The organism is Streptomyces sp. YIM 98790 (assembly GCF_011421595.1).
GTDB lineage: Bacteria > Actinomycetota > Actinomycetes > Streptomycetales > Streptomycetaceae > Streptomyces.
The window spans coordinates 56,494-73,193 of record NZ_WTLH01000003.1 but is presented as its reverse complement, the minus strand read 5'-3'; the positions used below and the strand labels follow the sequence as shown (position 1 = coordinate 73,193).

At 73.3% G+C, this 16,700-nt stretch carries 10 protein-coding genes; 7 read left to right on the top strand and 3 right to left on the bottom strand.

Annotation, left to right across the window (positions count from 1 at the left end; genetic code table 11):
* Positions 1-129 precede the first annotated feature (129 nt).
* From GQS09_RS01090 to GQS09_RS01075, 4 genes are read left to right on the top strand one after another with little or no spacing between them, the layout of a single operon-like run.
* Entirely contained in the window at positions 130-1,053 is a 924-nt protein-coding gene (locus GQS09_RS01090) for a branched-chain amino acid ABC transporter permease (RefSeq protein WP_165984032.1), read from the top strand.
* Positions 1,050-2,453 carry a branched-chain amino acid ABC transporter permease gene (locus GQS09_RS01085; protein ID WP_243761007.1) on the top strand — a complete coding sequence of 468 codons (1,404 nt, stop codon included), beginning with the start codon at positions 1,050-1,052 and terminating at the stop codon, positions 2,451-2,453. The genes GQS09_RS01090 and GQS09_RS01085 overlap by 4 nt, the downstream gene beginning before the upstream one ends.
* Positions 2,450-3,445, top strand: coding sequence for an ABC transporter ATP-binding protein (locus tag GQS09_RS01080; RefSeq protein WP_165984031.1), 996 nt, complete (start codon positions 2,450-2,452; stop codon positions 3,443-3,445). The genes GQS09_RS01085 and GQS09_RS01080 overlap by 4 nt, the downstream gene beginning before the upstream one ends.
* Positions 3,442-4,239: an ABC transporter ATP-binding protein gene (locus GQS09_RS01075; protein WP_165984030.1), complete on the top strand. Its 798-nt coding sequence runs from the start codon at positions 3,442-3,444 to the stop codon at positions 4,237-4,239. Before GQS09_RS01080 ends, GQS09_RS01075 begins: the two co-directional genes overlap by 4 nt.
* Positions 4,240-4,333: 94 nt before the next feature.
* Here the strand turns inward: GQS09_RS01075 and GQS09_RS01070 are convergent, their stop codons facing one another.
* Positions 4,334-4,879 carry a PaaI family thioesterase gene (locus GQS09_RS01070; RefSeq protein ID WP_165984029.1) on the bottom strand — a complete coding sequence of 182 codons (546 nt, stop codon included), beginning with the start codon at positions 4,877-4,879 and terminating at the stop codon, positions 4,334-4,336.
* Positions 4,880-4,938: 59 nt separating this feature from the next.
* Complete coding sequence (locus GQS09_RS01065) at positions 4,939-7,236, bottom strand: FdhF/YdeP family oxidoreductase (RefSeq protein WP_165984028.1); 2,298 nt, start codon at positions 7,234-7,236, stop codon at positions 4,939-4,941.
* A gap of 319 nt (positions 7,237-7,555) precedes the next feature.
* Between GQS09_RS01065 and polA the strand changes: the two genes are divergently transcribed.
* Entirely contained in the window at positions 7,556-10,231 is a 2,676-nt protein-coding gene (gene polA / locus GQS09_RS01060) for a DNA polymerase I (RefSeq protein ID WP_243761014.1), read from the top strand.
* Positions 10,232-10,398: 167 nt separating this feature from the next.
* Positions 10,399-12,069, top strand: coding sequence for a lytic transglycosylase domain-containing protein (locus GQS09_RS01055; protein WP_243761006.1), 1,671 nt, complete (start codon positions 10,399-10,401; stop codon positions 12,067-12,069).
* Between the two features lie 57 nt (positions 12,070-12,126).
* On the opposite strand, the gene hrpB is transcribed toward GQS09_RS01055, so the two are convergent.
* Positions 12,127-14,760 (bottom strand): ATP-dependent helicase HrpB, encoded by a 2,634-nt coding sequence (gene hrpB, locus GQS09_RS01050; protein WP_313895937.1) that lies wholly within the window; start codon positions 14,758-14,760, stop codon positions 12,127-12,129.
* A 388-nt stretch (positions 14,761-15,148) separates the two neighbouring features.
* Here hrpB and rpsA point away from each other — a divergent pair, with 388 nt between their 5' ends.
* Positions 15,149-16,642 carry a 30S ribosomal protein S1 gene (rpsA, locus tag GQS09_RS01045; RefSeq protein ID WP_165984025.1) on the top strand — a complete coding sequence of 498 codons (1,494 nt, stop codon included), beginning with the start codon at positions 15,149-15,151 and terminating at the stop codon, positions 16,640-16,642.
* Positions 16,643-16,700: the final 58 nt, after the last annotated feature.

Below are 16,700 nucleotides of genomic sequence, written 5' to 3'. Positions count from 1 at the left end.
GGCCTGTTTCCCCGCTCCAACGCGTGCTGAGGCGGGGCGTGGCCGATCCCACGCCCCGCCGCTCCGCTGTCCACCGCCGTCCCCGGCCGAGCCGGCCCGGCGGCGGTGCCTCACAAGGATGTGCCCTCGATGACCATCAACGACATCTGGGACGTCTTCGTCCTGGGACTGGTGCTCGGCTCTCTCTACGCCGTGATCGCCATCGGTTACACACTTGTCTACGGCGTTCTCCAACTGCTCAACTTCGCGCACAGTGAAGTCTTCATGTCGGGCGGCTTCGGCGGCCTGATCGTCCTGACCCTGGTGGCACCCGTCGCCGACCCCTCCGGACTGCAGTCCGTCGGCTATGTGCTGCTGGGCATCCTCGGCGGTGCGGCGCTCGGCGGCACCGTGGCGTACTTCCTGGAAAAGGTGGCCTACCGGCCGCTGCGCAGACGCCGGGCGCCACGGCTGGTCTTCCTGATCACCGCGATCGGCGCCTCGTTCTTCCTCTACAACCTGGCGGGCAAGATCTTCGGCCGGAACGCCGTGCCGATGCCGTCGACGTACGAGAACAAGCGGGTCCTGACCGTTTTCGGCACCTCGCTGAACATCACCCAGCTGCTGATCCTCGGCTCGGCGGTGGTGATGCTGTTCGGGGTCGACTACGTGGTGAACCGCACCAAGCTGGGGTCGGGCATCCGGGCGGTGGCCCAGGACCCGGAGGTGGCCTCGCTGATGGGCGTGGACATCGACAAGGTGGTCTCCCGCACCTTTGTGCTGGGCGGCCTGATGGGCGGGGTGGCCGGTTTTCTGTTCGGCACCAATGTGCAGGTCTTTCCCACCATGGGCTTTCTGCCGGGCATCACGGCGTTCGCCGCGGCAGTGCTCGGCGGCATCGGCAATGTGCGCGGAGCCATGCTCGGCGGGCTGCTGCTCGGCGTGGTGGAGGCGTTCACGGTCGACGTGTTCGGTGACGCGTGGCGGTACGTGGGCGCGTTCGCCGCCCTGGTGCTGGTGCTGATGTTCCGGCCGACCGGCATTCTCGGCGAGCGGGTTGCGAGGGCGGCATGACAGCGACGACGGTTTCCAAGCGTCCGGGCGGCGGCGACGGCGGCGGCCCGGACATGTCGGCGGCGGTGAGGCTGCGCGCCACCCGCTGGTACCAGCAGCCGCGGTGGCGGCGGCTGGCGGCGCTGCTGGGCACGGCCCTGGTCGGTGCGCAGGTCACCGGCCGGGAGGGCACGAGCTCGGACATTTTCCTGGCGCTGAAGGAGAACACCACCGGCACCGGGATGTGGATCTGGCTGGGCGCCGCCCTGCTGGTCTGGGTGATGCGGGAGTTCGTCAGCGAGCAGATCGGCGCGGCCTGGTCGTGGACCAGGGAGCAGGCGCGGTCGGCGTCGTCCGGTCCGCTGTCCCAGGGCCGGGAGGCGTGGCGGGGCAGGCCCCTGGTGCGCTGGCTGGTGCTGACCGCGGTGGCGGTGTTCCTGGTGGTGCTGCCGCTGCTGGTGACGCCCTACTGGCGGACGGTGCTGGTGGACCAGATCGGCATCTATGTGCTGCTGGTGATCGGCCTGAACGTGGTGGTCGGCTGGGCCGGCATGCTGGATCTGGGCTTCATCGCCTTCTTCGCGATCGGCGCCTACAGCGCGGCGTTCTGGACGGGTTCGCTGCCGGTGGAGCCGCCGGTGGTGCTGAACAACTTCCTGGTGATCCCGATCGCGGTGGTGACCTGTCTGGTCGCCGGTGTACTGCTGGGCGCGCCGACGCTGCGATTGCGCGGCGACTATCTGGCGATCGTGACGCTGGGCTTCCACGAGATCGTGTACCTGGCGGCCAAGAACTGGCGTGAGGTGACGGGTGGTACCTCGGGTGCCTCGGTGGACCGGTTCGAAATCGATCTGGGCTTCTTCAGCTATCGCTGGGGTCTGGACACCAAGCCGTACTACTGGCTCCTGCTGGCCGTGATCGTGCTGCTGATCTTCCTCTTCGTGCGGCTGGAGCATTCCCGGGTGGGCCGGGCGTGGACCGCGATCCGGGAGGACGAGGTGGCGGCCGCCGCGACCGGGGTGGACACGGTGCGCTTCAAGCTGCTGGCGTTCGCCATCGGGGCCTCCACCTCGGGTGTGGCCGGGGTGATCTACGCGAGCAAGCTGGGATACATCAACTCCGAGCTGTTCGTGCTGCTGTTCTCCATTCTGGTGCTGTCGTATGTGATCTTCGGCGGGATGGGCTCGATTCCGGGTGTGCTGCTGGGCGCGGCGATCCTGATCTGGTTGCCGGAGGCGCTGCGGGACTGGGTGCCGGCGCAGGACCGGTACATGTATCTGGGCGCGCTGCTGGTGGTCATGATGATCTACCGCCCGCAGGGTCTGCTGCCGTCCCGGCGGCGCAGACGCGAGCTGGAGATGGCCGAGGAGGGTACCGGCGGAGCGGATGCGCTGAGTACGTCGGAGGGCAGGAAGGTATGACGACCGAGATGGTCAAGCGGGCGGCGGACGGGCCCGGTGGCGCTGCCGGCCCGGCGACGGCGGACGGCCATGTGCTGGACGTCTCCGGGGTGACTCTGCGGTTCGGCGGGCTGACCTCCCTGGACCGGGTGGATCTGCGGATGTGCCGGGGTGAGGTGCTGGCGGTGATCGGGCCGAACGGGGCGGGGAAGACGTCCCTGTTCAACTCGCTGACCGGTGCCTATGTGCCGCAGGAGGGGCATATCCGGTACCGGCCGCGGCGCGGCGGCGAGTTCGAGCTGCGGGGCCGCAAGCCGTTCCGGGTGTCCCGGCTGGGCGTGGCCCGCACCTTCCAGAACATCCGGCTGTTCGGTGCGCTGACCGCGCTGGAGAACGTCAAGATCGCCGTGGAGACGCGGCAGAAGACGGACCCGGTGTCGATCATGCTGGGGCTGCCGCACGCCCGGCGGGCGGAGCGGGACAGCGACCGCAGGGCGCACGAGGTGATGCAGTTCGTGGGGCTGGGGCACCGGCTGAACGAGCTGGCCTCCTCGCTCAGCTACGGCGAGCAGCGGCGGCTGGAGATCGCCCGGGCACTGGCCACCGAGCCGGAGCTGCTGCTGCTGGACGAGCCGGCCGCGGGCACCAACCCGACGGAGAAGCGGGATCTGGAGGAGCTGATCCGCCGGATCAACGTGGAGCTGGCGGTGAGTGTGCTGCTGATCGAGCACGACATGCGGCTGGTGATGTCGGTGGCGGACCGGGTGATGGTGCTGAACTTCGGCCGGAAGATCGCCGAGGGCACGCCGGGCGAGGTGCAGCGCGATCCGGCGGTGATCGAGGCCTATCTGGGGTCGTCGGCGGAGGAGGACTCCGCGGTGGTGACCGAGATGCTGGCCGGGCAGGAGCAGCAGGAGCAGCAGGCACGGGAGCAGCAGGACCGGGACCCGGAGCGGGGCTCCGGGGCCGGGCCGGAGTCCGGCCGGGGCGACGAGGGCGAGGAGCGGGCATGACGTCGAAGCCGTCGCTGGAGAAGGAGCCCGCCGGGGTGCCGCTGCTGGAGCTGCGCCGCCTGCATGTGGCCTACGGCTCGATCGAGGCGCTGAAGGGCGTCGATCTGGTGGTGCACCCGGGCGAGGTGGTGGCCCTGCTGGGCGCCAACGGCGCGGGCAAGTCGACCACGCTGAAGACCGTGTCGGGCATGCTGGCGCCGCGCTCGGGCGAGGTGCTGCTGCACGGCGAGCGGATCGACGGCATCAAGTCGCACCAGCTGGTGCGGTTCGGGCTGGGGCACGTGCCGGAGGGCCGGCGGGTCTTCGACCGGATGACCGTGCTGGAGAACCTCAACATGGGCGCCTACCGGCTGCGCCGCCCCGATCCGGCGGACCTGGAGCGGGTGTTCGCGCTCTTTCCGCGGCTCCAGGAGCGGCGCAAGCAGGTGGCGGGCACGCTGTCCGGCGGTGAGCAGCAGATGCTGGCCATCGGGCGGGCGCTGATGGGCAAGCCGGAGCTGCTGCTGCTGGACGAGCCGTCGATGGGCCTGGCGCCGCTGATCGTGCAGCAGATCTTCGAGATCCTTCGGGAGATCAACGAGCAGGGCACCACGCTGCTGCTGGTGGAGCAGAACGCCACCCAGGCGCTCCAGCTGGCGAACCGGGGCTATGTGCTGGAGACCGGGGAGCTGGTGATGTCGGGGCCGGCCGGGGAGCTGCTGTCCGATCCGCGGATCCGGGCGGCCTATCTGGGCGAGCATGTGGAGGCCGAGCACCTTCCGTCCGGGGAGGGGGCCGGGGCCGAGCGCGGCTGAGCGGCCGGCCGCCGGGATGCCGGCCGCCCGATGCGGCGGGCCGGGACGCGTGACGCGTCCCGGCCCGTGGCCGTCCCGTCCTGGGTGCGGCCCGTTACGCGCGCGGCACCTCCGGGTTGTCGCGCAGCGCGCAGGTCAGGCGGGCGCTGCAGACCCGCCGCCCGTCGTCGTCGGTGATGACCACCTCGTAGGTGGCGGAGGTGCGGCCGGCGTGCACCGGGGTGGCGGTGCCGGTGACGGTGCCGGTGCGCACCGCGCGGTGGTGGGTGCAGTTGAGGTCCACGCCGACGGCCAGTTTGTGCGGGCCGCCGTGCAGCATGGCGCCGACCGAGGCCAGGGTCTCGGCGAGCACGGCGGAGGCGCCGCCGTGCAGCAGCCCGTAGGGCTGGGTGTTGCCGGTGACCGGCAGGGTGCCGACGACCTTGTCGGGGGATGCCTCCAGCACGGTCAGGCCCATGCGGTTGCCCAGCGCGCCGGCGGAGAACAGGGCGGGCAGGTCGATGCCCAGCCCGGCCCACTGCCGCAGGATCTCCTGTGGGAACACGGGCGCCCCGCCGCCGTTCCCGCCGCCGTTCCCGCCGCCGTCCGCGTCGCCGTCCGGGCCGGTGTGCGGTGCGGCCTGCGGGATGTACTCGCCCATGGGTCTGGCTCCGATCGCCTCGTGCGGTTCCGTGATCTGTGCGCAGCCTAAGCCAGCGCTCAGCCGGCGGCCGGTGTGAGCCGCACCACCAGGGACTTGCTGGCCGGGGTGTTGCTGATGTCGGCGGTGGCGTCCAGCGGGACCAGCACATTGGTCTCGGGGTAGTAGGCGGCGGCGCAGCCGCGGGCGGTGGGGTAGTGGATCACCCGGAAGCCGGGGGCGGTGCGTTCCCGGCCGTCCTCCCACTCGCTGCTGATGTCGGCGTAGCAGCCGTCGGCCAGGCCGAGCCGCCGGGCGTCCTCGGGGTGCACGAACACCACCCGGCGGCCGCCCCGCACGCCCCGGTAGCGGTCGTCCAGCCCGTAGACGGTGGTGTTGAACTGGTCGTGCGAGCGGAGGGTCTGGAGCAGCAGCCGGCCTTCCGGCACCCGGGGGTGCTCCACCGGGGCGGCGGTGAAGTTGGCCTTGCCGGTGGCGGTGGGGAAGCGGCGCTCGTCGCGCGGGGCGTGCGGGAGGGCGAAGCCGCCGGGCCGGGTGATCCGCTCGTTGAAGTCCTCGAAGCCGGGCACCACGCGGGCGATGCGGTCCCGTACCGCCGCGTAGTCGCGGGCGAACTCCTCCCAGGGCAGCGGGTGGTCCGGGCCGAGCACCCGGCGGGCCAGCCGGCAGACGATCTCCACTTCGGACAGCAGGGAGGGGGAGGCCGGGGCGAGCCGGCCGCGCGAGGCGTGCACCATGCCCATGGAGTCCTCCACGGTGACGAACCGCTCGGTGCCGTCCCGTTCGTCGCGCTCGGTGCGGCCCAGGGCGGGCAGGATCAGGGCGCGGGCGCCGGGCACCACGTGGGAGCGGTTGAGCTTGGTGGACACGTGCACGGTCAGCCGGGCGCGGCGCATGGCGTCCTCGGTGACCTCGGTGTCGGGGGCGGCGGAGACGAAGTTGCCGCCGAGCGCGAAGAACACCCGGGCCCGGCCGTCGCGCAGCGCCCGGATGGAGCCGACGGTGTCCAGGCCGGGCGCGCGCGGGGGCGCGAAGCCGAATTCCTTCTCCAGGGCGTCCAGGAAGGCGGGTGCGGGGCGCTCGGTGATGCCCATGGTCCGGTCGCCCTGCACGTTGCTGTGCCCGCGCACGGGGCAGACCCCGGCGCCGGGGCGGCCGACGTTGCCGCGCAGCAGCAGGAAGTTGACCACCTCGCGGATGGTGGGCACCGAGTGCTTGTGCTGGGTGAGGCCCATGGCCCAGCAGACGATGACGGAGCGGGCGTCCAGCACCATGCGCAGCGCGGCCTCGATGTCCTCCCGGGCCAGGCCGGTGGCGGCCAGGGTCTCCGCCCAGCCGGTGGCCCGGGCGGCCTCGGCGTACTGCTCGAAGCCGTGGGTGTGGCGGGTGAGGAAGTCGTGGTCGAGGGCGTCGGTGCGGCCGTCCTGTTCGGCGGCGCGCAGCAGCAGCGCGCCCAGCATCCGGAACAGGGCCTGGTCGCCGCCGATGCGGATCTGGAGGAAGAGGTCGGTCAGCTCGGGGCCGCGTCCGGCGAGGCCGCGCGCGGTCTGCGGGTTGTTGAAGCGGCGCAGCCCGGCCTCGGGGAGCGGGTTGACGGTGATGATGCGGGCTCCGGCCGCCTTGGCGCGCTCCAGGGCGGTGAGCATCCGGGGGTGGTTGGTGCCCGGGTTCTGTCCGGCGACGATGATCAGATCGGCCCGGTAGAGGTCCTCCAGCAGCACGCTGCCCTTGCCCACGCCGAGGGTTTCGGCCAGGGCGGAGCCGGAGGACTCGTGGCACATGTTGGAGCAGTCGGGCAGGTTGTTGGTGCCGAAGCAGCGGGCGAAGAGCTGGTAGAGGAAGGCGGCCTCGTTGCCGGTGCGGCCGGAGGTGTAGAACAGGGCCTGGTCGGGGGAGTCCAGGGCGGTCAGTTCGGCGGCCACCAGGGACAGCGCCCGTTCCCAGGACACCGGCCGGTAGTGGGTCGCGCCCTCGGCCAGGTACATCGGCTCGGCGAGCCGGCCCTGCTGGCCCAGCCAGTAGCCGGAGCGGCGGGCGAGGTCCGCCAGTGCGTGGCGGGCGAAGAAGTCCGGGCCGGCCCGGCGCACGGTGGCCTCCTCGGCGACCGCCTTGACGCCGTTCTCGCAGAACTCGGCGGTGTGCGGGCGGTCCGGCTCGGGCCAGGCGCAGCCGGGGCAGTCGAAGCCGTCGTGCTGGTTGACGTGGAGCAGGGTGAGGGCGGTGCGCCGGGCGCCCATCTGGCGATGGGCCATGCGCAGGCTGCGGGCGACGGCCGGCAGGCCGGCCGCGGATGCGGGGGGTGCGGAGACCTCCGGTGCGTCCTGGACCGGGTCCTCGGCGGGCGGCTTGGCCGGCATGCGTGCTCCTTCCGGCGCGTGCGGGGCGGGGCGGGCGACTGCGGGCGGACTGCCCGATGGTCGCATGCCGCGGGGCCTGCCGGGACCGGCCCCGCCGCATGCAGAGCGTGCGGGCGGTGCACCGGGGGCCGCCCCGCGCCGGGGGTGCGGCCGGGCGGCGGGGGGTGCGGCCGGGCGGCGGCGGTGCGGGCCGGGATGCGCCGCGGCGGGGCTGTCAGTGGTCCGTGGGAGGATGCCTTGCGTGGCTGAGAACGCGCGCACGACCGCACCCGAGACCGCACCGCAGGCACCCGAGGCACCGGGGAAGCCGCCCCGTCTGATGCTGCTGGACGGGCACTCCCTGGCGTACCGGGCGTTCTTCGCGCTGCCCGCGGAGAACTTCACCACCGCCGTGGGGCAGCCCACCAACGCCATCTACGGCTTCACCTCCATGCTGGCCAACACCCTGCGTGACGAGGAGCCGACGCATCTGGCGGTCGCCTTCGACGTCTCCCGCAAGACGTGGCGCTCGGAGCGGTTCGACGAGTACAAGGCCACCCGTTCCGCCACGCCGGACGAGTTCCGCGGCCAGGTGGAGCTGATCGGTGAGCTGCTGGACACCATGCGGGTGCCGCGGTTCGCCGTCGAGGGCTTCGAGGCGGACGACGTCATCGCCACCCTGGCCTCGCGCGCGGCCGGCCAGGGTTTCGAGGTGCTGATCGTGACGGGCGACCGGGATGCCCTCCAGCTGGTCAGCGACCGGATCACGGTGCTCTATCCCACCAAGGGGGTCTCGGAGCTGACCCGTTTCACCCCCGAGCGGGTGACGGAGAAGTACGGGCTGCCGCCCGAGCGGTATCCGGATTTCGCCGCCCTGCGCGGTGATCCGTCGGACAACCTGCCCGGCATCCCGGGCGTGGGGGAGAAGACGGCCGCCAAGTGGCTCACCCAGTTCGGTTCGCTCCAGGCCCTGCTGGACCGGTCCGGAGAGGTCAAGGGCAAGGCGGGGGAGAATCTCCGCGCCCGGCTGGAGGCGGTGCGGCTCAACCGGGAGCTGACCGAGCTGGTGCGGGACGTGGAGCTGCCGTCCGGCCCGGCCGACCTGGCCCGGGAGCCCTACGACCGTGAGGCGCTGACGGTCCTGCTGGACACCCTGGAGTTCCGCAACCCCAATCTGCGCGAGCGGCTGTTCGCGGTGGACCCGGGTGCCGCGGAGAGCGGTGCCGCGGCGGAGCCGGCCGGCGGGGTGGCGGTGGACGGCCGGATGCTGGAGCAGCCGGGCGAGCTGGCCGCCTGGCTGGCCGGGCCGGAGGCGGCCGGCCCGCTGGGCATGGTCACGGCCGACGAATGGCGGCTGGGCTCCGGCACGGTCCACGCAGTCGCCCTCGCCTCCGCGGACGGCCCGGCCGTCTGGTTCGAACCGTCCCGGACGGGCGCGGAGGACAGGCGGGCCTTCGGCGCGTGGGCGGCCGATCCGTCCCGGCCCAAGGCGCTGCACATCGCCAAGCAGGTGCACCGGGTCTTCGGCGAGTACGGCTGGAGCGTCGAGGGCATCACCATGGACACCGCGCTGGCCGCCTATCTGGTGCAGCCGGGCCGCCGCAGCTTCGCCCTGGAGGAGCTGAGCCTGGAGTTCCTGGGCCGGGAGCTGGCCCCGGCCGCCGACACCGGCAGCGGCCAGCTCGCCCTGGGAGTGGACGAGACCGCCGGGGCGGACGCCCTGATGCGCCAGGCCCGTACCGTGCTGGACCTGGGCGAGGTGCTCCAGGAGCGGCTGGCCGACGTCGGCGCCCGTGATCTGCTGTACGAGGTGGAGCTGCCGGTGTCCGGGCTGCTGGCCCGGATGGAGCGGGCCGGCATCGCCGCCGACCGGCCCTGGCTGGAGCGGCTGGAGCAGCAGTTCGCCGCCGCCGTGCAGCAGGCCGTGCAAGAGGCGCACGCCTCGGTGGGGCACGAGTTCAACCTCGGCTCCCCCAAGCAGCTCCAGGAGGTGCTGTTCGGCGAGCTGGCCCTGCCCAGGACCAAGAAGACCAAGACCGGCTACACCACGGACGCCGACGCCCTGGCCTGGCTGGCCACGCAGACCGAGCACGAGCTGCCGGTGCTGATGCTCCGCCACCGTGAGCAGGCCCGGCTGCGTTCCACGGTGGAGGGCCTGATCAAGACGGTCGCCCCGGGCGGGCGCATCCACACCACCTTCCAGCAGACCGTGGCCGCCACCGGCCGGCTCGCCTCCACCGACCCCAACCTGCAGAACGTCCCGGTCCGCACCGACGAGGGCCGCGCCATCCGCCGCGCCTTCGTGGTGGGGGAGGGGTACGAGGCGCTGCTGACCGCGGACTACAGCCAGATCGAGCTGCGCGTGATGGCCCATCTGTCCCAGGACGAGGGCCTGATCGAGGCGTTCACCTCCGGCGAGGACCTGCACGACACGGTCGCCTCCCAGGTCTTCGGCGTCGCCCGGGAGCAGGTGGACCCGGAGATGCGGCGCAAGATCAAGGCCATGAGCTACGGCCTTGCCTACGGCCTGTCCGCCTTCGGCCTCTCGCAGCAGCTGTCCATCACTCCCGAGGAGGCCCGCGGCCTGATGGACACCTACTTCGAGCGGTTCGGCGGCGTGCGGGACTACCTCCAGCGCGTGGTGACCGAGGCCCGTGTCACCGGGTACACCGAGACCATGCTCGGCCGCCGCCGCTACCTGCCGGACCTCAACAGCTCCAACCGGCAGCGGCGGGAGATGGCCGAGCGGATGGCGCTCAACGCCCCGATCCAGGGCACCGCGGCCGACATCGTGAAGATCGCCATGCTGCGGGTGGACGAGGCCCTGCGCAAGGAGAGCCTGCGCAGCCGGATGCTGCTCCAGGTCCACGACGAAGTCGTGCTGGAGGTGGCGCCCGGCGAGCGGCAGACCGTGGAGGAGCTGGTGCGGCGGGAGATGGCCGGGGCGGTCGAACTGCGCGCCCCGCTGGCCGTGTCCGTGGGCTCCGGGCCCAACTGGGAGGAGGCCGCGCACTGATGCGCCGGGCCGTGTGCTCACCGGACGTTCGCCCCTCGGTCACGACACCTGTGCGGCCTGTCCTGGTCCGGAACCGCGTGGTGCCGTAGTGTCGTCCGAGCCGTCGGAAACGATCGGATTTTCCGGCCGGTTCGGGCCCAGCTCGGCAGCATGACGGAGGAAACAGGGTGGCACGGCGAGGCATCCGGGGCATGCGGGGCATCCGCAGGGGCATTTCCGGTTCGGCGGTGGCCGCCGCAGCCATGGCGGCACTGACCACCTCTCAGGCGGGGGATCTCGCGGAGGAACTGAGCGGTTCCCTGCGTGAGGCGGAGGAACCGCCGGGCGAGGAGGCGGCGCAGGAGATATTCGAGCGCCCCTACCACACCGACCTTCCGCCGGACGAGGAGGACCCGGCGGAGGAGGAGCGGCAGCACCAGGAGGACGACGCGGCGGGGAACGACCCCGCGGCGGACGCGGACTCCGGCCCGGTGGTGACCGGCCCGGCCGAAGCGGGTATCCCGGCCACGGTGCTGGACGCCTACCGCAAGGCGGAGGCCGTCCTGGCCGAGACCCGCGCCCAGTGCCATCTGGACTGGGAACTCCTCGCCGCCATCGGCAAGGTGGAGTCCGGCCACGCCCGCGGCGGCTCGGTGGACGGGGCGGGAACCGCCACCCCGGCCATCCTGGGCCCGGTGCTCAACGGCAACGGCTTCGCCCACATCGGCGACACCGACGGCGGGCTCTGGGACGCCGACACGGTCTACGACCGGGCGGTGGGCCCCATGCAGTTCATCCCCTCCACCTGGGCAGGCTGGGGAGCCGACGGCAACGGCGACGGGTTCAAGGACCCCAACAACGTCTACGACGCCGCTCTGGCCGCCGGGCGCTACCTGTGCGCGAACAACCGGGACCTGTCCGACGCGGGCGACCTGGACCGGGCCATCCTCAGCTACAACTACTCGCGCCACTATGTGAACACCGTGCTGTCCTGGCTGGACTACTACTACCGCAAGGGCGGTCACGAGGTGCCGGACGGCACCGGCGCGCTGCCCGCCAGCCCCGGCCCGGGCAGCTCCGTCCCCGCTTCCGGCAACGGGAGCACCGGCGGCAAGGGCAGCGGCGGAAGCGGCGGCAAGAAGACCGGCTCCGCCGCCAAGAAGCCCGGCGGCTCCGGCACATCCGGCAGCAAGCCGAAGCCCCGGCCTGGCGGCGGCACGCAGACCGAGCCGGAGCCGGAGCCCGCACCGAGCACCGGAGAACGGCCCGGGCCGGAGCCCGAGCCGGACCCGGGGCTGCCGCCGGCCGACCCGGAGGACCCGGCCGGACCGGCCGAACCGAAGGACCCGGAGGAGCCGGTGAATCCCGAGGACCCGGCGGGCCCCGAGGACCCGGTGAATCCCGAGGACCCGGTGAATCCCGAGGACCCGGACGGGACCGACCCGGACGCTCCCGGCCCGGGAGGCCCCGGCGAGTGCCCCGCCGATCCCGGGCCCGAGGAGCCGGAGCCCGGCGAGCCCGGGCCCACCGAGCCCGCCCCCGAGGAGCCGGAGCCGGCCGACCCCGCCCCCGAGCAGCCCGAACCCACCGACCCGGAGCCCGGCGCCCCGGCCGGCGGCGAGAGCGGCGACGACAAGGACGAAGACGCAGAGCAAGAAGAGGGCGAGGGAGAAGAGGGCGAGGAGGGCGAGCCCGACCCGTCCGAGGACTGCGGCCCCGAGGACGGGGCGGACGGGGCGGACGGCGGCCAGGACGACCCCGCCGGGGAGGAGGGGGAGACCTCCGGGACCGGGCAGGGCGACGGGGAGGACACCGCCGCCCCCGGCGAGGAGGCCGCCGTCACCCGCACCGCCGTCTGAGCCGCGGGCGTCCCGTCCCCCGCGCAACGTCCCCCGGCCCCCGCCGCCGCCCCGCGCTCAGGGCGCGGGGCGGCGCGGCCTGGCGCGCCGGGTGGCCTGGGCCGTGGCCGGGTCCTCCGGCCAGGGATGCCGGGGATACCGGCCGCGCAGCTCGGCCCGCACCGAGCGGTAGCCGTCCCGCCAGAAGGACGCCAGATCCGAGGTGACCGCCACCGGCCGCCCGGCGGGGGAGAGCAGGTGCACCAGCAGCGGCACCCGGCCGCCGGCAATCCGCGGCGCCTCCTGCCAGCCGAACAGTTCCTGGAGCTTGACGGCCAGTACCGGCCGTTCCCCGCCGTAGTCCACCCGGACGCGGGAGCCGCAGGGCACCTCGATCCGTTCCGGGGCCCACTCGTCGAGCTGTGCCGCCGAGCCGTCCGCCCAGGGCAGCAGCGCGGTCAGCAGCCGGTGCACATCCAGCCGTCGCAGGTCGGCACGGCCGCGCGCACCGCCCGGCAGGTGGTCCTCCAGCGCGGCGGCCAGCGCCTCCTCCGAGACGTCCGGCCACGGCGCGCCCAGCTCGCGGTGGAGGAACGCCATCCGCTGCCGCAGCCCGCGGGCGGCCGGTGTCCACTCCAGCAGGTCCTCCACGCCCTCCCGGCGCAGCCCGTCCAGCAGCGCGGCCCGCACCCGTTCCGGGTCCGGGGCGTCGAGGCGCTGCTCGCGCAGCAGGATGGCACCCAGCCATTCCGCCCGCCGGGCCGTCACATCGCGCCGTCCTGGGTCCCAGAGGACCTCTTCGGCGGACCGGAGCAGGGCGCCGGCCGCCTCCCGGGCGGTCTGCCCGTCCACCGGGGCGGCCAGCAGCACCCGGGCGCCGGCCGCGCCCACCGGCCGGTCGGCGGCGGCCACCGCCAGCCAGCGGGCGGCCCGCAACGGCGATCCCCCGGCCACCTCGGCCCTGGTCCCGGACGCCATCAGATACGAGCCCGGAGCGCGCTCGCGCGCCACCCGCTCGGGATACGCCAGCGCCGCCACGATCCCGGCCGCCGTCCCGTCGTCGTCCGGCCCCGCGCCGCCCGTCTCGTCCCCGGCACCGCCCGCGGCTCCGTCCCCGGCATCGTCCCCGGCCCCGGCACCGGCCCCGGTCACGGCCGCCCGCAGCCGCCGGGTCTCCTGGCGCCAGCGGGCGGCGTAGGGGTGAGTGCCGGAGCGGCGGGCGGTGCGCCACACGGCCGGCAGGTCGTCGCCCCAGGAGCGCGGCGGTTCCTCGCTCAGCAGCGCCACCACCTCGGCCGCCCGCCGGACACCCACCCGGGCCGCGCCGTCCAGCAGGGCACGGGCCAGCCGGGGGTGCAGGCCCATCCGGGCCATCCGCCGGCCCCGCCCGGTCGGCCGTCCGTCCCCGTCCAGCGCGCCGGCCGCCCGCAGCACCTCCCGTGCCGCGGTCAGCGCGCCGGCCGGCGGCGGGTCCAGCAGGGCCAGGCCCGGGTCGCCCTCGGGCGGCGCGCCCCAGCAGGCGGCGTGGAGTGCGAACGCGGTCAGGTCCGCCACCGCGATCTCCGGGGACGGGAAGCGGGGCAGCCGGGCGTGCTCGCCCTCGGCCCAGCAACGGTAGACCGTGCCCGGCCCCTCCCGACCGGCCCGCCCGGCGCGCTGCCCGGCCGTGGCGCGGGACGCCCGGACGGTGGTGAGCGCGCCCAGCCCGCGCGCATGGTCGGTGCGCGGCTCCCGGGCCAGGCCGGAGTCCACCACCACCCGCACCCCCGGCACGGTCAGGCTGGACTCGGCCACGGCGGTGGCCAGCACCACCCGCCGGCGGTCGCCGCCCGCACCGCCCGCACCGCCCGCCAGCACCGCGTCCTGCACCTCGGCCGGGGCCCGGCCGTGCACGCCGAGCACCTGCACCGTGCCGCCGCCCTCCGGCGGCCGCACGTCCGCCAGCAGCGCTGCCACCTTGGAGATCTCCCCGGCGCCGGGCAGGAAGCACAGCACGTCGCCCTGCCGCTCGGCCAGCGCCCGCCGCACCACCTGGGCCGTATGGGCCAGCAGGGCCGGGTCCACGGCCATGCCGTGCGGCGGCCGCACCGGGCGCGGCGGCGGCGCCCAGACCGTCTCCACCGGATGCGCGGCGCCCTGCGCCGTGACCACCGGGGCGTCGCCCAGCAGCGCCGCCCAGGCCGCGGTGTCGGTGGTCGCGGAGGCGGCCACCAGCCGGAGCTCCGGCCGCAGCGCGGCCCGCACGTCCAGCAGGAACGCGGCGGCGGTGTCCGCGTCCAGGTGCCGCTCGTGGCATTCGTCGAGCAGCACCACGTCCACGCCGGGCAGTTCCGGGTCGCGCTGGAGCCGCTGGAGCAGCACGCCGGTGGTGACGACCTCCACCACCGTCTCCGGGCCGGCCCGGCGGTCGCCGCGCACCGTGTAGCCGACCCGGCCGCCGTGCCCGCCGCTGCCGCCGGCCCGCTCGCCGAGCAGCCAGGCCATCCGCCGGGCCGCCGCCCGGGCCGCGATCCGGCGCGGCTCGGCGACCAGGACACGCCGGGGCGGCCGCCCCGGACGGGTGAGTCCGGCGAGGTCCAGCGGGACCAGTGTGGTCTTGCCGGTGCCGGGCGGGGCGGCCAGGACCGCGGCCCCGTGCCGGTCCAGGGCGTCACGCAGCGCGGGCAGGGCCGCACGCACCGGGAGCTGCCGCAATGCCTGCTCAGGAGTCACGGGAGTAGTCTGTCGTCTCGACGGGGACGGGCTCACGCCGGAGTCCACGCCGGTCGGGGCGGAGCATCTCACCGGCGCATGGTCGGAGCGGTGCGCCCCCCGGTGGCATCGTGTCCCATGGGTGCGCCCCGGCATGGTCGCGTTGACCAGGTCCGAATGCCCCCGTATGCTATAAGACGCGCTGCGGGCTTGCGCGCCTCGGACGGAGCAGGTCGCGCTCGCATCTGTTGTATGTCCCCTCGGTTGTCGAGGCGCTCGGGATTCTCAGATGTTCATGGAAGATCTGCGGAGGAGCGTCTCTCAGGCTGTCCGGCTTCGGCGGTGCGAACAAGGGCCTTCGGCGTAAGCAGTACCTACGACTTATGTCCGTACCGGAGCCCTTTACCACATGACGAGCAGCACCGAGAGCGCCGTAGCTACCCCGCAGGTTGCGGTCAACGACATCGGCTCCGAGGAAGCCTTCCTCGCCGCGGTCGACGAGACCATCAAGTACTTCAACGACGGCGACATCGTCGACGGCGTCATCGTGAAGGTCGACCGGGACGAGGTCCTGCTCGACATCGGTTACAAGACCGAGGGTGTGATTCCCTCTCGCGAGCTGTCGATCAAGCACGATGTCGACCCGCACGAGGTCGTGGCCGTCGGCGATGAGATCGAGGCCCTGGTCCTCCAGAAGGAGGACAAGGAAGGCCGCCTCATCCTGTCGAAGAAGCGCGCCCAGTACGAGCGCGCCTGGGGCACGATCGAGAAGATCAAGGAAGAGGACGGCATCGTCACCGGTACCGTCATCGAGGTGGTCAAGGGCGGTCTGATCCTCGACATCGGCCTCCGCGGCTTCCTTCCCGCCTCCCTGGTCGAGATGCGCCGGGTCCGCGACCTCCAGCCCTACGTGGGCAAGGAGCTCGAAGCCAAGATCATCGAGCTCGACAAGAACCGGAACAACGTGGTCCTCTCCCGCCGTGCCTGGCTGGAGCAGACCCAGAGCGAGGTCCGCCAGACCTTCCTCACCACCCTGCAGAAGGGCCAGGTGCGGTCGGGTGTCGTGTCCTCCATCGTCAACTTCGGCGCCTTCGTCGACCTCGGCGGTGTGGACGGCCTGGTGCACGTCTCCGAGCTGTCCTGGAAGCACATCGACCACCCCTCCGAGGTCGTCGAGGTCGGCCAGGAGGTCACGGTCGAGGTGCTGGACGTCGACATGGACCGCGAGCGTGTCTCCCTGTCGCTGAAGGCGACCCAGGAAGACCCGTGGCAGCAGTTCGCCCGTACGCACCAGATCGGCCAGGTGGTCCCGGGCAAGGTCACCAAGCTGGTGCCGTTCGGCGCGTTCGTCCGGGTGGACGAGGGCATCGAGGGGCTGGTCCACATCTCCGAGCTGGCCGAGCGCCACGTGGAGATCCCGGAGCAGGTCGTCCAGGTCAACGACGAGATCTTCGTCAAGGTCATCGACATCGATCTGGAGCGCCGCCGGATCAGCCTGTCGCTGAAGCAGGCTAACGAGGTCTTCGGCCCCGACCCGATGACGGTCGAGTTCGACCCGACGCTCTACGGCATGGCCGCGTCCTACGACGACCAGGGCAACTACATCTACCCCGAGGGCTTCGACCCGGAGACCAACGAGTGGCTGCCCGGCTACGAGAAGCAGCGCGAGGAGTGGGAGCGGCAGTACGCCGAGGCCCAGGCGCGCTTCGAGCAGCACCAGGCCCAGGTGATCAAGTCCCGCGAGGCCGAGGCCCAGGCCGCGGCCGAAACGGGCGGCGGCACGGCGGACGTCCCGTCCGGCGGCGGCTCGTACTCCTCCGAGTCGGGCGACGACTCCGGTGCGCTGGCCTCCGACGAGGCGCTGGCGGCGCTCCGCGAGAAGCTGGCCGGCGGCCAGAGCTGAGCATCCGGCTCCGGCGCGCGCCGGCCGCGGACCGCTGATCCGAACGGCTCGCAAGGAC

What these genes read in the sequence shown, in the direction of transcription:
- GQS09_RS01080 (WP_165984031.1), top strand. Translation starts at nt 2,450, where the DNA reads ATGACGACCGAGATGGTCAAGCGGGCGGCGGACGGGCCCGGTGGCGCT.
- GQS09_RS01085 (WP_243761007.1), top strand. Translation starts at nt 1,050, where the DNA reads ATGACAGCGACGACGGTTTCCAAGCGTCCGGGCGGCGGCGACGGCGGC.
- GQS09_RS01090 (WP_165984032.1), top strand. Translation starts at nt 130, where the DNA reads ATGACCATCAACGACATCTGGGACGTCTTCGTCCTGGGACTGGTGCTC.
- rpsA (WP_165984025.1), top strand. Translation starts at nt 15,149, where the DNA reads ATGACGAGCAGCACCGAGAGCGCCGTAGCTACCCCGCAGGTTGCGGTC.
- polA (WP_243761014.1), top strand. Translation starts at nt 7,556, where the DNA reads ATGCTGCTGGACGGGCACTCCCTGGCGTACCGGGCGTTCTTCGCGCTG.
- GQS09_RS01070 (WP_165984029.1), bottom strand. Translation starts at nt 4,879, where the DNA reads ATGGGCGAGTACATCCCGCAGGCCGCACCGCACACCGGCCCGGACGGC.
- GQS09_RS01065 (WP_165984028.1), bottom strand. Translation starts at nt 7,236, where the DNA reads ATGCCGGCCAAGCCGCCCGCCGAGGACCCGGTCCAGGACGCACCGGAG.
- GQS09_RS01075 (WP_165984030.1), top strand. Translation starts at nt 3,442, where the DNA reads ATGACGTCGAAGCCGTCGCTGGAGAAGGAGCCCGCCGGGGTGCCGCTG.